This window comes from Thalassobaculum sp., assembly GCF_040219615.1.
In the GTDB taxonomy this organism is placed as follows: Bacteria; Pseudomonadota; Alphaproteobacteria; order Thalassobaculales; family Thalassobaculaceae; genus Thalassobaculum_A.
Window position 1 is genome coordinate 1 of sequence record NZ_JAVJSE010000019.1, and the last position, 13,190, is coordinate 13,190.

At 71.6% G+C, this 13,190-nt stretch carries 16 protein-coding genes; 9 read left to right on the forward strand and 7 right to left on the reverse strand.

Translation table 11 applies throughout. The features are described from left to right. Positions 1-8: 8 nt before the first annotated feature. Entirely contained in the window at positions 9-113 is a 105-nt protein-coding gene (locus tag RIC31_RS12015; protein WP_350107397.1) for an IS3 family transposase, read from the forward strand. Then, positions 70-516 (forward strand): ribbon-helix-helix domain-containing protein, encoded by a 447-nt coding sequence (locus tag RIC31_RS12020; protein ID WP_350107271.1) that lies wholly within the window; start codon positions 70-72, stop codon positions 514-516. The genes RIC31_RS12015 and RIC31_RS12020 overlap by 44 nt, the downstream gene beginning before the upstream one ends. A gap of 34 nt (positions 517-550) precedes the next feature. Here the strand turns inward: RIC31_RS12020 and RIC31_RS12025 are convergent, their stop codons facing one another. The 4 genes from RIC31_RS12025 to RIC31_RS12040 are packed head-to-tail and all read right to left on the reverse strand — an operon-like array spanning position 551 to position 4,309. Beyond that, entirely contained in the window at positions 551-1,165 is a 615-nt protein-coding gene (locus tag RIC31_RS12025) for a DUF2889 domain-containing protein (protein WP_350107274.1), read from the reverse strand. A 46-nt stretch (positions 1,166-1,211) separates the two neighbouring features. Continuing rightward, positions 1,212-2,495 (reverse strand): HlyC/CorC family transporter, encoded by a 1,284-nt coding sequence (locus RIC31_RS12030; protein WP_350107277.1) that lies wholly within the window; start codon positions 2,493-2,495, stop codon positions 1,212-1,214. Between the two features lie 24 nt (positions 2,496-2,519). After that, positions 2,520-3,662, reverse strand: coding sequence for a 3-dehydroquinate synthase (aroB, locus tag RIC31_RS12035; protein WP_350107280.1), 1,143 nt, complete (start codon positions 3,660-3,662; stop codon positions 2,520-2,522). Positions 3,663-3,706: 44 nt separating this feature from the next. Further along, the gene (locus tag RIC31_RS12040) at positions 3,707-4,309 is read right to left on the reverse strand and encodes a shikimate kinase (RefSeq protein ID WP_350107283.1); all 603 of its coding nucleotides are present in this window, start codon (positions 4,307-4,309) and stop codon (positions 3,707-3,709) included. Between the two features lie 159 nt (positions 4,310-4,468). On the opposite strand from RIC31_RS12040, the gene RIC31_RS12045 reads away from it, so the two are divergent. The 7 genes from RIC31_RS12045 (at position 4,469) to RIC31_RS12075 (ending at position 11,172) form a co-directional block, all read left to right on the forward strand. Continuing rightward, positions 4,469-4,639 (forward strand): hypothetical protein, encoded by a 171-nt coding sequence (locus tag RIC31_RS12045; RefSeq protein WP_350107286.1) that lies wholly within the window; start codon positions 4,469-4,471, stop codon positions 4,637-4,639. Continuing rightward, complete coding sequence (locus tag RIC31_RS12050; protein ID WP_350107289.1) at positions 4,620-6,509, forward strand: hypothetical protein; 1,890 nt, start codon at positions 4,620-4,622, stop codon at positions 6,507-6,509. The genes RIC31_RS12045 and RIC31_RS12050 overlap by 20 nt, the downstream gene beginning before the upstream one ends. 20 nt (positions 6,510-6,529) lie before the next feature. Beyond that, positions 6,530-7,456, forward strand: coding sequence for a site-specific tyrosine recombinase XerD (xerD, locus tag RIC31_RS12055; protein ID WP_350107292.1), 927 nt, complete (start codon positions 6,530-6,532; stop codon positions 7,454-7,456). A 93-nt stretch (positions 7,457-7,549) separates the two neighbouring features. Further along, complete coding sequence (locus tag RIC31_RS12060; RefSeq protein ID WP_350107295.1) at positions 7,550-8,503, forward strand: acetyl-CoA carboxylase carboxyltransferase subunit alpha; 954 nt, start codon at positions 7,550-7,552, stop codon at positions 8,501-8,503. Between the two features lie 92 nt (positions 8,504-8,595). Next, a complete protein-coding gene (locus tag RIC31_RS12065) occupies positions 8,596-9,495 on the forward strand; it encodes an NYN domain-containing protein (protein ID WP_350107298.1) in 900 nt (299 codons plus the stop codon). A 30-nt stretch (positions 9,496-9,525) separates the two neighbouring features. After that, positions 9,526-10,269: a trypsin-like peptidase domain-containing protein gene (locus tag RIC31_RS12070; RefSeq protein WP_350107301.1), complete on the forward strand. Its 744-nt coding sequence runs from the start codon at positions 9,526-9,528 to the stop codon at positions 10,267-10,269. A gap of 54 nt (positions 10,270-10,323) precedes the next feature. Further along, a complete protein-coding gene (locus RIC31_RS12075) occupies positions 10,324-11,172 on the forward strand; it encodes a shikimate dehydrogenase family protein (protein WP_350107304.1) in 849 nt (282 codons plus the stop codon). Between the two features lies 1 nt (position 11,173). Here RIC31_RS12075 and RIC31_RS12080 read toward each other — a convergent pair whose 3' ends face one another. The 3 genes from RIC31_RS12080 to RIC31_RS12090 form a co-directional block, all read right to left on the reverse strand. Beyond that, positions 11,174-11,392, reverse strand: coding sequence for a GDCCVxC domain-containing (seleno)protein (locus tag RIC31_RS12080; protein ID WP_350107307.1), 219 nt, complete (start codon positions 11,390-11,392; stop codon positions 11,174-11,176). Positions 11,393-11,404: 12 nt separating this feature from the next. After that, positions 11,405-12,001, reverse strand: coding sequence for a DJ-1/PfpI family protein (locus tag RIC31_RS12085; protein ID WP_350107310.1), 597 nt, complete (start codon positions 11,999-12,001; stop codon positions 11,405-11,407). A gap of 64 nt (positions 12,002-12,065) precedes the next feature. After that, positions 12,066-13,133, reverse strand: a complete 1,068-nt coding sequence (locus tag RIC31_RS12090; protein ID WP_350107313.1) for a GlxA family transcriptional regulator — start codon at positions 13,131-13,133, stop codon at positions 12,066-12,068. Positions 13,134-13,190 lie beyond the last annotated feature (57 nt).

Below are 13,190 nucleotides of genomic sequence, written 5' to 3' on the forward strand. Positions count from 1 at the left end.
CGGCCTTCATCGAGAAATACAACGCCAGGCGCCTTCACTCATCGCTTGGCTACCTCAGCCCTGAACAGTATGAGAAGCAGCACGCCCGGCCGCCGGTCAAAGACGCCGCCTGATCGTGTCCGGCCCGAGGGGCCCACTCCATCGGAAGATAAATCCTCGATTCTCGAGAGCCGAAACGTGACCGTCGGCGGTCGCCGCACGAGCATGCGGCTCGAACCGCAGATGTGGGACGCGATCGAGACCATCGCCAAGCTCGAAGGGATGTCGATCAACCGGCTGTGCGCGGAGATCGATCAGCGCCGGCGCGACGTCGGCCTCACCTCGGCCACCCGGGTGTTCATCATCAGCTACTACCGGCAGTTGGTCCGGAGCTACGAGGGGCAGGGCCTCGGGCCGAACGGCAACGGTTCGCTGGCTCGGATCGTGCTGGATTCGGTGGTCGGGAAGCCGATCGACCGCGTGACGGCGCTGCGGCCGGTGGCGGACCGCAACCTGGCGGTGACCGGCGAGGACTGACGCCGCGGTTCGACCCCGCGGGCCGGCGCCGGCGCTATCCGCTCGTGCGGGCCTTGGCGGCCTCGACGTCGTCTGCCGGGCGGAACCATCGCGGCCATAGCTTGGCGACGACCGGGCTGGATTCCCCGAATGCGTGGCAGGAGTTGAGCAGGGGCGGCTTGCGCTCGCCGTCCTCGCGGACCGGCGCCTCGCCGCGGGCCTCGGCCTCGCGACGCTCGCGCGAGCGCTCCCCGAAGATCGTCTGGTAGGCGGTGGTGGCCATCGGGCCGAGCAGTTCGACCAGATGGGTGCAGCCCTCGACGCCGCCGAGCCGCTCGCGCACCGCCCGGCGCCAGCCGCCGGCGATCGACAGCCCGACGAGGCGCTGGAAGTTGGGGGCGATGTCCGGGCAGATCGGGAACGGCCCGCTGTCGGTGACCGCCTCGACCCCGACCACCGTCAGGTCGCGGTCGATGGTCAGCCGCAGCCACATGTCGTGGATGGCCTGGCCGGGCTGGATGAAGCCCTTGTACTCGTTCGGGAAGCCGTAGGTCTTGGTGTCGACCAGATGGCCCTCGATATCCCAATGGCCGTCGGTGCGGCGCCAGCCCCGGCAGACGACGGTACGGTCGTGGACGAGCTCGCGCTCGACGGGAGGGCTCAGGGGCATGGTTCGGCTCCGTCGGGGAAACGTCGGCGGTGGGGCGCACCGAATCTCACGCGTCCGACTGATTGTCCAGATGGGTGAGCCGCAGCAGCGTGATCTGGTTGCGCTGGCGGCGCAGGATCCGGAAGCGGAACCCGTGGAACATGAACTCCTGGCCGACTTCCGGGATCCGCCGCGCCTCGTGCAGCACCAGGCCGGCGATCGTCGACGCTTCCTCGTCCGGCAGGTCCCACCCGAACTCGCGGTTGAGGTCGCGGATCGTCACGGTCCCGTTCACGACGATCGAGCCGTCGGCCTGCACCCGCACCCCGGCCACCGCCACGTCGTGCTCGTCCAGGATGTCGCCGACGATCTCCTCCAGGATGTCCTCGAGGGTCACCACGCCCATGAAGCTGCCGTACTCGTCGACCACCAGCGCGAAATGCTCGCGCCGCTCGCGGAACGCCTGCATCTGGTCGAGCAGGGTGGTGGCGTCCGGGATGAACCACGGGTCGTTGGCGATCTCGACGATCTGCAGGTCCTCGGGCGCGGAGCCGCCGTGGGCGCGGATCGCGCGCAGCAGCGCCTTGACGTGCAGCACCCCGACGATGTTGTCGGACTCGCCCTTGTACAGCGGCAGCCGGGTGAACGGGCTGTCCAGCACCTGCTCCAGCAGCTCGGCAAGCGGGGCGCCAGCGTCCAGCATCCGGACGTTGCGCCGGTGCGTCATGATCTCCGAGACCTCGACATCCGCGAGGTCGAGGATGCTGCGCAGCATGGCGCGCTCGTGCTCGACCTCCTCGCCGCCGTCGGCGTGCATCTCGATCAGCCCGCGCAGCTCCTCCTCGCGCTCGTCGTGGCCGAGCCCGGCGTTGACCGACACGCCGCACAGCCGCAGCACGCCGGACACCATCGCCTGCACGGTCACCGAGATCGGGGTCAGGACCCAGACCAGGGCCTGGATCACCGGCCCGACCGCGATCGCGGTCTGGTCCGGGCGGTTGATCGCGAAGGTCTTGGGCAGCACCTCGCCGAAGATCACCACCACCACCGTCATGCCGATCGTCGCATAGGCCACGCCGCTCTCGCCGAACAGCGTGATCAGCGCGCTGGTCGCCAGCGCCGAGGCGAAGATGTTGACGACGTTGTTGCCGATCAGGATGGCGCCGATCATCCGGTCGCTGCGCTCCTTGAGCGCAATCACGGTCGCCGCACCCTTGCCGCCCTTGCGGGCGAGCTGCGAGAGCCGGGCCTGGCTGGCCGCGGTCAGCGCGGTCTCGGAACCGGAGAAGAATCCCGACAGCAGCAGCAGCAGGAAGATCACACCGACGGTGAGGGCGAGCGAGGTGTCCATCTGGCTGGGTCTGTCGCGTCTCGTTCAGGCCGCTTTCGGCCGGTCCAGCAGGGTGCGGACCGCCGCGCGCTCGACGTCGTCGCGCACCACCGCATGACCGAGCCGGTCGAGCAGCACGAACACGATGCGGCCGTCGAGGGCCTTCTTGTCCTTCGTCATGTGGCCGAGTAGCTCGTCGGCGGACCAGTGCCGGGCCGCGTCGACCTGATCGAGCTCGGCCGGCAGGCCGACCGCTGCCAGATGCGCGGCCAGCCGCTCGGCGTCCTGGCCGGTGCACGGGCCGAGGCGCGCCGACATCCGGGCCGCCAGCACCATCCCCGCGGCCACCGCTTCGCCGTGCAGCAGCGTGCCGTCGTAGCCGGCCATGGCCTCCAGGGCGTGGCCGAAGGTGTGGCCGAAGTTCAGCAGCGCGCGCCGGCCGCCGGCGGTCTCGCGCTCGTCGGCGGCGACCACGGCGGCCTTGGCCCGGCACGACGCCACGATCGCATACCGTCGGGCGTCGTCGTCGCCGTCCAGGAGACGGCGGCCGTTCGCCTCCAGCCACTCGAAGAAGTCGATGTCGCCTATCGCGCCGTATTTCACCACCTCGGCATAGCCGGCGAGCAGCTCGCGGCGCGGCAGGGTGTTCAGCACGGCGGTGTCGATCAGCACCCGGCGCGGCTGGTGGAAGGCGCCGACCAGGTTCTTGCCGTGCCGGGTGTTGACGCCGGTCTTGCCGCCGACCGAGCTGTCGACCTGGGCCAGCAGGGTGGTCGGGATCTGGACGAAATCGAGGCCGCGCAATGCGACCGCGGCGGCGAAGCCGGCCAGGTCGCCGGTCACCCCGCCGCCGAGCGCCACTACCACGGTGCGGCGGTCGATGCCGATCGCCAGGATGCGGTCGAGCAGGTCGGTGAGGCCGGCCATCGACTTGGCGGACTCGCCGGCCGGCACGGTCAGGGCGTGGACCGCAGAGGCGGTGCCCTCGAGGCTGCGGACCAGCGTCGGCAGGTGCAGCGTCGCCACGGTCTGGTCGGCGACCACCACGGCCTTGCGGCCGGAGAGCAGGTCGGCGAGTTCGGTGCCGGCGCGCTCGATCAGGCCGGCGCCGACCCGGATGGCGTAGCCGCGCTCGGCAAGCTCGACCTGGACGGTCTCGATGGCTGGGACGTCGGTGGCGGCGCTCATGGCGCGGAGGTCCTCAAGGGCCAGACCTGCACTGGTTCGGGCCTTCATTGGTTCAGATGCGAGACCACAGCCTGATAGACCTTCTCGACGGTGGTCTCAATGGGCACGCGTCGGGTTTCGACCACGATGTCGGCTTCGGCATAGACCGGATAGCGGACCGTCATCAGACCGCGCAGGGTCTCTTTCGGGTCGGCGGTCTTCAGCAGCGGGCGGTTGGAGCGGCGGGAAACCCGCTCGAACAGCGTGTCCAGATCGGCCTTCAGCCACAGCGACAGGCCCTTGTCCTTGATCGCGGCGCGGGTGTCGGGCGCCATGAACGCGCCGCCGCCGGTCGCCAGCACGTGCGGCGTGCGGTCCTCCAGCAGCCGCCGGATCACGCGGCGCTCGCCGTCCCGGAACGCCGGCTCGCCCAGTTCCTGGAAGATCTCGGGGATGCTGCGGCCGGCGGCCGACTCGATCTCGGCGTCGGCATCCAGGAAATCGACGCCGAGGCGCTGGGCCAGGCGGCGACCGATGCTGCTCTTGCCGGCCCCCATCAGGCCGACCAGCACCAGGGTCCGCGGCAACAAGGGTACATTCTGACCGGGCACGATCGGCGGGTGGTCCGATTCGGACGCCTCGACACGCGCTTCGCTGGCGACGGTCATGCGGGGGCTCCCCGGCCGCGCCGGGTTCGGGCCCTGCGTTGCGTCGGATTCCTCGGGTCGGTACAGTGCCGAAGTCGTGCCATAGTCCGACGGTACCACACGCCTCGCGGCGGTCGCCAGACCGGGCTCGGCCGGCCGGCGGCGCCTGCAGCCCGCCGCATGGAAGCGTTCACCGGATCGAGGCCTGCGGTCATGCGTTTCGTCGCCGTTCTGCTGGTACTGCTGGTCCTGCTCCTCGGGGGCGGGGCGGCGTTCCTGATGACCTGGGATATTCCCCCGCCGACCGCGCCGGTTCAGAAGGTGATCCCGAATGACCGCCTGCCGAAGTAGCGGCCGGCGGCCCGCCGCCGCGACCGGCAGGCGCAACGCTCTCGGATCCGTCGTCCGGGGGGCCGTACTGACAGCCGTCGTCTTCCTGGCCACCGCCGGGGCGCCTCCGGCGGCGGCGCAGACGCGCGGGCCGATCCTGCTGGGGCCGCCGACACCGCTCGCTCCGGCGGCGCCGGGCGACGGATCCGCGCCGACACCGGCGGCTCCGCAGCCGTTCGCCGCGCCGTCGCTTGACGTCGCGACGCCGCCGCCGCCGCGGACCACCGCCGACGGTGCCATCCGCATCGAGGGCCTGAAGCGGGTGACCGCCGATGCCGCCGGGACCCTGACACCCGCCAGCGGCGGCCTGCGCAGCGACCTCTGGCAGGGCACGCCGGGCCCGATCGCACTGCGGTTGCTGGCGTTGCTGCCGGCCGCCCCGGACAGCCAGGGCATGCGCGGCCTGCAGCGCCGCATGCTGCTGTCCTCGGGGCCGGCCCCGGCCGACCTGCCGGGGGAAGGTGCGATGCTGGCGGCCCGCGCCGAGCGGCTGCTGGCCATGGGGGCGCTCGACGAACTGCTGGTCCTGGCCGGGTCGGTGCCCGGCCGGACTGACGACCCGGCGCTGGCGAGATCGTTCGCCGAGGCGGCCCTGGCGCTCGGCGAGGACGCCACGGCCTGCGGCCATCGCGACGCGGTCGCGAGCCGCGCCGACGACCGCTTCTGGGTCAAGCTCGGCGTGCTCTGCGACCTGGCGCGCGGCGATGCCGCGAAGGCCGAGTTGGGGACGCGCCTGCTCGGCGAGATCGGCGAGCAGGATCCGCTGCTGCAGGAAGCCGTACAGGCGGCGGTCGCCGGCCGGGCCGGTGGCCCGAACCGGCTGGCCGGGGCCGAGCCGCTGCACCTGGCGGCGGCGCGGATCGCGAAGATGCCGATCGACCCGGACGTCGCGATGATCGAGTCGCTGCCGGTCCTGGTGGCGCTGTCCCGCGGCATCGGCGATCCGCCGTTCGCCGCCCGGCTGGCCGCCGCCGAGCGGGCCGAGCGGGCCGGTGCCGTCAGCGCCCAGGCGCTGATCGAACTGTATGCCGAGATCGCGGTCGAGGCCGGGCCGGTCGACGGCGCCCTGCGTGTGGCCGAGGCCGACCAGACCGCGTATGCCCGGGGGCTGCTGTGGCGCACCGCCGAGATGAACGGTGATTCCGGCCAACGTGCCCGGGTCATCCGGACCGCGCTGGAACTGTCGGAGGACGGCTCGTCCTGGCGGCAGACGGCGCGGCTGTTCGCACCGCTGATCCGGCGTCTGACCATCGATCCCGCCGCCGAGCCGCTGGCTCCGGAGGCGATCCGTATCCTCGTCGCGGCCGGCGAGCCGGCGGCCGCCCGGCCTTGGCTGGAGTGGCTTCGGACCCGCGTCGAGGCGGGCAGCCCGGAGGCCCGCACCGCGCTCCGCCGGCTCTGGGTGATGGCCCGGATCGGCGGTGGCGACCTGCTGGTGCCGTACCGGGAGGCGTCTGTCGCGGCCTGGTGGGACGACCTGCGCGACGCCAGTCCGGAGGACGCCTCCAATCTCGGCGGGGCCGCACTGACGCTGCTCGACGCGCTGGGAGCGCCGATCGGCGTGGACGCCTGGCGCGGCCTCGCGGCGGCGCCGTCGACCATCCTTTACGAGGCGCCCACCGCGGCGTTCCGCAACGGCGTCGCGGCCGGTGCCGAGGCCGGGCGGCTCGCGGAGACCGTGGCGCTCGCCACGGCCGGCTTCGGGGAGGTGCCGCTCCACGATCTCGATCCGACGGCGGTCGCCGGGGTGGTCCGGGCGCTGCGCCGGCTCGGGCTGGAGGACGACGCCCGCCGGCTGGCCGGCGAGGCCGCAGTCGCCTATGGCCTCTGACCCGCTACGGATACGCTGAGATGGCGCGGCGGGCAGCGTTGCGCGACCGGTCGACGGCGGTCGAGAGCTTTCTCGAGATGATGGCGGCCGAACGCGGGGCGGCCCGCAACACGCTCGAGGCCTATGGCCGCGACCTGAGCGATGCCGAGGCCTGGCTGGCCGGCCGCCGGCGCCAATTGGAGGCCGCCGGGACCGACGACCTGCGCGGCTATCTGGCGGCCCTGGAGGCGGCCGGGGTGGCGCCCCGCACGGCGGCCCGCCGGCTGTCGGCGCTGCGCCAGTACTTCCGGTTCCTGTTTGCCGAGGGCCGGCGCGGCGACGATCCGACCGCGACCCTGGATGCGCCGCGCCGCGGCCGGCCGCTGCCGAAGATCCTGTCCGAGGGCGAGGTCGACGCACTCCTGGAGACCGCGCGCGAACGCCCCGGGCCCGACGGTCTCAGGCTCGTCTGCCTGCTGGAGGTGCTGTACGCCACCGGCCTGCGGGTGTCGGAACTGGTCGGGCTGCCGTTCGCGGCGGTGGCCCGTGACCCGCGGGTGCTGATCGTGCGCGGCAAGGGCGGCAAGGAGCGGATGGTGCCGTTGACCGAGGCGGCGATGGCGGCGATCGTCGCGTACAAGGGCGTTCGGGGCGCGTTCCTGGCTGCCGGCGAGACCTCGCCGCACCTGTTTCCGTCCCGTTCCGGGGCTGGCCACCTGACGCGACGGCGGCTGGCGCAACTGCTCGACGAGACCGCGGTCCTGGCCGGCCTCGATCCCGCGAAGGTATCGCCGCACGTGCTGCGCCACGCCTTCGCCACACATCTCCTGGACCATGGCGCCGACCTGCGCAGCGTCCAGCAGATGCTGGGGCACGCCGACATATCGACCACGCAGATCTACACCCATGTCCTGGCCGAGCGCCTGCGCGCTCTGGTCGAGGCCCACCACCCGCTGGCGCGGGCCTGATCCGGGCGGTCCGGGGAGCCCGCGGAGCCCGACTTGTAGGGCGTGGGCGCCGCCGGTATGGTGCCGCCGATTTTTCGACGAGGTTTCGAACGCATGCGTCATTTTCTCGATTTCGAGAAGCCGATCGCCGACCTTGAGGGCAAGATCGAGGAACTGAAGCACCTTTCCGGCAGTGGCGAGATCAATATCGCCGACGAGGTCGGCAAGCTGCAGGCCAAGGTCGAGCGGCAGTTGCGGTCCACCTACCAGCGGCTCACGGCCTGGCAGAAGGTGCAGGTCGCCCGGCATCCCGACCGGCCGCATGCGGTCGACGCGATCGCGCATCTGATCGAGGACTTCCAGCCGCTGGCCGGCGACCGCGGCTATGCCGACGATGCTGCCATCGTGGGCGGCCTGGGCCGGTTCCGGGGGCGCTCGGTCGTGGTCATCGGGACAGAGAAGGGCGCGACCACCGAGCAGCGGGTGCGCCGGAACTTCGGCATGGCGCGGCCCGAGGGCTACCGCAAGGCCCGGCGGCTGATGCAGATGGCGGACCGATTCGGCCTGCCGATCCTGACCTTCGTCGATACCGCCGGCGCCTATCCCGGGGTCGACGCCGAGGCGCGCGGACAGGCCGAGGCGATCGCCCGGTCGATCGAGACCTGCCTGGCGGTGCGGGTGCCGCTGGTGGCGGCGATCATCGGCGAGGGCGGCTCCGGCGGCGCGGTGGCGCTGGCCGCCGGCAACCGGGTCCTGATGTTCGAGCACGCGGTGTATTCGGTGATCTCGCCGGAAGGCTGCGCGTCGATCCTGTGGCGGTCCGCCGAGTTCGCCAAGGACGCCGCCGAGGCCCTGAAGATGACCGCCCAGGACCTGGAGCGCCTGGGCGTGATCGACGGGATCGTTCCCGAGCCGCTGGGCGGCGCCCATCGGGAGCCGGGCAAGGCGCTGGACAGCCTGGCCAAGGCCATGGGCGACGCGCTGGACGACCTGGCGAAACGCGACGGCGGCCAGCTCCGGGCCGAGCGCCGCGACAAGTTCCTGGAAATGGGCGCCGTCGAGGGCTGAACCGGCGGCCCGGAACCGGCCTCGAAACCGGGCTATGTCATTCCGCGAGCCGGTGGTGCAGGCTGGACGATGCGTCCGGCAGGAGGACTCCCATGACGATCCATGACACGGACTACAAGCTGGCGGTGTTCTGCGACTTCGAGAACGTGGCGCTGGGGGTCCGCGACGCCAAGATCCCGAAGTTCGACATGCGGCTGGTGCTCGAGCGGCTGCTGCTGAAGGGCAGCATCGTGGTCAAGAAGGCCTATTGCGACTGGGAGCGCTACAAGGAGTTCAAGTCCAGCATGCACGAGGCGGCGTTCGAGCTGATCGAGATCCCGCACACCCGGCAGTCCGGCAAGAACTCCGCCGACATCCGCATGGTCGTGGACGCCCTCGACCTCTGCTACACCAAGGAACATATCGACAGCTTCGTGATCATCAGCGGCGATTCCGACTTCTCGCCGCTGGTCAGCAAGCTGCGCGAGAACGCCAAGACGGTGATCGGCGTCGGGGTGCGGAACAGCACGTCCGACCTGCTGATGAACAACTGCGACGAGTTCATCTTCTACGACGACCTGGTGCCCGGCGACGTTGCCAAGCGGGGCGTCGGCAAGCGCCCGGCCAAGCCCAAGGAAGCGCCGAAGACCGCGGCCGCCGCCAAGGCGCCGGCGCCCGAGTCTCCGGCCAAGGCCGGATCCGCCAAGACCGCGGACGCCAAGGCATCCGAGCCCAAGGTCCCCGATTCCAAGGCCGTGGACGGCTATGCGGAAGCCATCGACCAGGTCCTGGAGACCGCCGCGGCGATGCTGGCCGAAGGGGCCGACCGGGTGTGGGGCTCGGCGGTCAAGCAGACCCTGAAGCGCCGCCGGCCGGGGTTCAGCGAGACCGCCTACGGCTTCCGGTCGTTCAGCGACCTGCTGGAGGAAGCCGAGGAGCGAGGCCTGCTGGACATGGACATGGACGACCGCTCGGGCGGCTACGTCATCCGGTCGGTCAAGCGCGATGAGTGACCGGCGCCCGCCGGTCCGGTCCCGCGCGACATGAGCGCGCCGACCGTCGACCCGCTGCTGCTCACGGCGGCCCGCGTCCTGACCTTCGACGGGCAGATCAGCCTGACCTCGGCGAGCGGCTTCTTCTTCGAGCGCGACGATCGGCTGTACCTGGTGACCAGCCGGCATGTGCTGGCCGACGAACCGAGCAAGCACTTCCCCGACCGGCTCGAGATCGAGTTGCACACCGACCCGGACAACCTCGCCGAATCCACCGGCTTCTCGATCCCGCTGTACCGCGGCGGCAAGAGTGTCTGGCGGGACGCGGTCGACGGCGCCGGGGCGGTCGATGTCGGGGTGATCCGGATCGAGCGTGGCGCCCTGCCTGAGAGCACCGTCTACCGGGCCTTCACGCCGGCGCATCTGCCCGGTTCGGGCGAGCGGGTCGAGATCGACACCACGCTGCTGGTGATCGGCTTCCCGCTGGGATTCCACGACACCCTGCACCACATGCCGGTGGCCCGGCAGGCGTCACTCGCCTCGGCGTTCGGCCTGCGGTTTCAGGGGCAGGGATATTTCCTGACCGACGCCCGCACTCACCGCGGCACCAGCGGGGCGCTGGTGGTGACGCGCATTCATGGTGCCGGCGAGGAATGCGGCGACCTGCCCTGGATGCTGCTCGGGGTTCATTCGTCACGCCTCGACCTCGGCACCCGGGATCTGGTCCAGGACGAGGCGCTCGGCCTGAACTGCACGTGGTACTCGGACATCCTGCTGACCCTCACAGAGGCATGAGCCGCGGTCCGAGGCGTGCTATGGCTGAGCCGGGACATTCGTTCGGAGAGCCCTATGCCTGACAGCGTGGAGTTCCGCCTCGGCCTGATCGGCGACGGCATCGGCCGGTCGTCGGCGCCGCGCCTGCACGAGTTCGCGGGCCAGATCGTCGGCCGCACGGTCAGCTACACCCGGTTCGACCTGGACGGCCGGACCGACACGACCTTCGAGGAGACGCTGTCGGCCCGCGGCCGCGACGGCCTCGCCGGGGTCAACGTCACCCATCCCTACAAGGAACGGGCCGCCCGGATCGTGCCGATCCAGGACCCGCGGGTGCGGCGGATCGGGGCGATCAACACCGTGCTGTTCCGCGACGGCGTCCCGGCCGCCGGCCACAACACCGACCACAGCGGCTTCGTCGCCGCCTACCGGGCGCAGATGGGCGACGGCCGCCCGGGCACCGTCGCCCTGATCGGCGCCGGCGGGGTCGGACGGCCGATCGCCGTGGGGCTCGGCGAGCTGGGTGCCACCGAGATCCGGGTCTACGATATCGATGCCGGGCGCGCCGCCCGGCTGGCCGCCGACCTGACGACCGCTGATGTGCCGGTGCGGGCCTGTGCGTCCGTCGACGAGGCGCTGGACGGTGCCGGCGGGATCGCCAACGCCACGCCGATCGGCATGTACCGGTACCCCGGCAACCCGGTGCCGGAAGCCGCCATGGGCCGTCCGCGCTGGGTGTTCGACGCGGTCTACACCCCGCGCGACACCGAATTCACGATCGAGGCCGGGCGCCGCGGCGCCGAGGTGATCTCCGGCTACGAGCTGTTCTTCTGGCAGGGCGTGCACGCGTTCCGGCTGTTCACCGGGCTGGATGTCGACCGGGCGGCGCTGCGGGCGGCGCTCGACGAGCCGGTGCCGGAGTAGCTCAGCCGCAGCAGCGGCCGGAGGCCTGCACCGGCGGGCAGGCGACCGTCCCGTAGGAACAGAACACGCAGCAGTCGCCGGGCTTCGGCCGCAGCAGCGCCCCGCAGCCTTTGCAGTCGTAGAACCACTGGCAGGCGTCGGTCGGCATGGTCTCGACCGCCCTGTGCCCGCATTCGGGACAGGCGATCTCGGACTGCAGCGAGATGCTCGTATCGGTCATCGGCCTCGAGTTTCACACGTCGCCCGCATAGGGCGGTGCCGGATCATACTGCATCTGGCGCTGCACCCTGCGGGCGAAGGCCGGTTCCCAGATCTCGCCGACCAGCCACAGGGCCATGTCGATCCCGGCGGACACCCCGGCCGAGGTCACCACGTTGCCGTCGCGGACATAGCGGACGTCGTCCAGCACCTCGCCGGCCTCGCCGCGGCTGCGGACCAGCTCGACCGCCGCCCAGTGGGTGGTGATCCGCCTGCCGCGCGCCGGGCCGGCGGCCGCCAGCAGCATCGAGCCGGTGCACACCGACGTCACCCAGGTGCAACCGGGTGCCACCGCCTCGATCCAGCCGAGCAGCGCCGGGTTGTCGACTTCGCGGCGGGTGCCCTGGCCGCCCGGCACCACGAGTATGTCGAGGGCCGGGGCATCGGCGAAACCATGGTCGGCGAGCACGCGCAAGCCCTTGGCACAGCGCACCGTCCCGCTGTCGTGCGCGACCGTGACGCACTCGATGCCGAGCTCGGGCCGGATCTTGGCGGCCATCGTGAAGACCTCCCAGGGGCCGACCATGTCGAGCTCCTCGAGGCCGTCGAACATCAGGAATCCGATCTTCATCCCGCGATCTCCCCCGGCAGATCACGATCGTCCGCGATCGGGATCTGCCTGTTTGTGTCGTGAATCAGAGCGGATTCACACGGTCAGATGGCTGCATCTGACCGTGATCCGCTCTGGTGGGTGAGCCGAAGCGTTGGCGGTAGTCGGCCGGCGCGATCCCGAGCTGGCGCAGGAAGCTGCGGCGCATGCGCTCGGGGTTGCCGAAGCCGGTGTCGTAGGCGATCGCCTCGATCGAAGCGGTGCCGGCCTCCAGCCGGCGGCGGGCGGCGTCGACGCGGGCGCGCTCGACGAAGCGGGCCGGGCTGAGGCCGACCGCCCGGGTGAACACCCGGTTGAAGTTGCGCGGGCTCATGGCGGCGCGTTCGGCCAGTTCCTCGACGGTCAGCGGCGAGGACAGGTTCTCGAACACCCAGCCCTGCAGCCGCGCCAGCCGCGGCTCGTCGGCGGTCTGCAGCGCCAGCTCGGCGCTGAACTGGCTCTGCCCGCCGGGCCGGTGCATGTACATGACCTTGGAGCGCGCCAGCTCGAGCGCCGGGCGCCGGCCCAGGTCCTCGGCGATCATCGCCAGTGCCATGTCCATGCCGGACGTGACCCCGGCCGCGGTCCAGATGTTGCCGTCATGGACATAGATGCGGTCGGGTTCGATCCGGACCCCTGGAAACGCCGCCGCCAGATCCTCGGCGTGCCGCCAGTGCGTGGTGGCCCGGCGGCCGTTAAGCACTCCGGCCTCGGCCAGCAGGAAGGCACCGGTGCAGACCGAACCGAGGCGGCGGACGCGGCCGGCGGCGCGCCGCAGCCAGTCGAGCACGGCCGGGTCCGAGAGCGGCCGGCGGGCACCGACGCCGCCGGCCACCAGGACCGTGTCGAAGGCGTCCGGCTCGACGTCGGCGATGCCGGCGTCGGCGTTCAGCGACGGGCCGACGCTGGGCCGGACCGGACCCGGGCGCAGGCCGACCAGCCGGCAGTCGTAGGCGTGGGTGCCGTCGTGGCGGCCGTCGAAGGTGGCGGAGGCGAACAGCGCCAGCGGGCCGGCGACGTCCAGCAGTTCGAAGGCGTCGACCGCGATCACGGCGACCCGGCGGATCGTGCCGGCGGGCGCGGGCGAGGCGGCGGAGACGGGGTCGTGTGTCATGGCGGAACCATCCTGGTCCGGCCGGGCGTTGGCCGCAATGACTGCAAACCCTCGTTT

Excerpts from the sequence above, each read along its gene's own strand:
- RIC31_RS12020 (WP_350107271.1), top strand. The coding sequence starts at position 70 with ATGAGAAGCAGCACGCCCGGCCGCCGGTCAAAGACGCCGCCTGATCGT.
- RIC31_RS12025 (WP_350107274.1), bottom strand. The coding sequence starts at position 1,165 with ATGCCCCTGAGCCCTCCCGTCGAGCGCGAGCTCGTCCACGACCGTACC.
- RIC31_RS12030 (WP_350107277.1), bottom strand. The coding sequence starts at position 2,495 with ATGGACACCTCGCTCGCCCTCACCGTCGGTGTGATCTTCCTGCTGCTG.
- aroB (WP_350107280.1), bottom strand. The coding sequence starts at position 3,662 with ATGAGCGCCGCCACCGACGTCCCAGCCATCGAGACCGTCCAGGTCGAG.
- RIC31_RS12040 (WP_350107283.1), bottom strand. The coding sequence starts at position 4,309 with ATGACCGTCGCCAGCGAAGCGCGTGTCGAGGCGTCCGAATCGGACCAC.
- RIC31_RS12045 (WP_350107286.1), top strand. The coding sequence starts at position 4,469 with ATGGAAGCGTTCACCGGATCGAGGCCTGCGGTCATGCGTTTCGTCGCC.
- RIC31_RS12050 (WP_350107289.1), top strand. The coding sequence starts at position 4,620 with ATGACCGCCTGCCGAAGTAGCGGCCGGCGGCCCGCCGCCGCGACCGGC.
- xerD (WP_350107292.1), top strand. The coding sequence starts at position 6,530 with ATGGCGCGGCGGGCAGCGTTGCGCGACCGGTCGACGGCGGTCGAGAGC.
- RIC31_RS12060 (WP_350107295.1), top strand. The coding sequence starts at position 7,550 with ATGCGTCATTTTCTCGATTTCGAGAAGCCGATCGCCGACCTTGAGGGC.
- RIC31_RS12065 (WP_350107298.1), top strand. The coding sequence starts at position 8,596 with ATGACGATCCATGACACGGACTACAAGCTGGCGGTGTTCTGCGACTTC.
- RIC31_RS12070 (WP_350107301.1), top strand. The coding sequence starts at position 9,526 with ATGAGCGCGCCGACCGTCGACCCGCTGCTGCTCACGGCGGCCCGCGTC.
- RIC31_RS12075 (WP_350107304.1), top strand. The coding sequence starts at position 10,324 with ATGCCTGACAGCGTGGAGTTCCGCCTCGGCCTGATCGGCGACGGCATC.
- RIC31_RS12080 (WP_350107307.1), bottom strand. The coding sequence starts at position 11,392 with ATGACCGATACGAGCATCTCGCTGCAGTCCGAGATCGCCTGTCCCGAA.
- RIC31_RS12085 (WP_350107310.1), bottom strand. The coding sequence starts at position 12,001 with ATGAAGATCGGATTCCTGATGTTCGACGGCCTCGAGGAGCTCGACATG.
- RIC31_RS12090 (WP_350107313.1), bottom strand. The coding sequence starts at position 13,133 with ATGACACACGACCCCGTCTCCGCCGCCTCGCCCGCGCCCGCCGGCACG.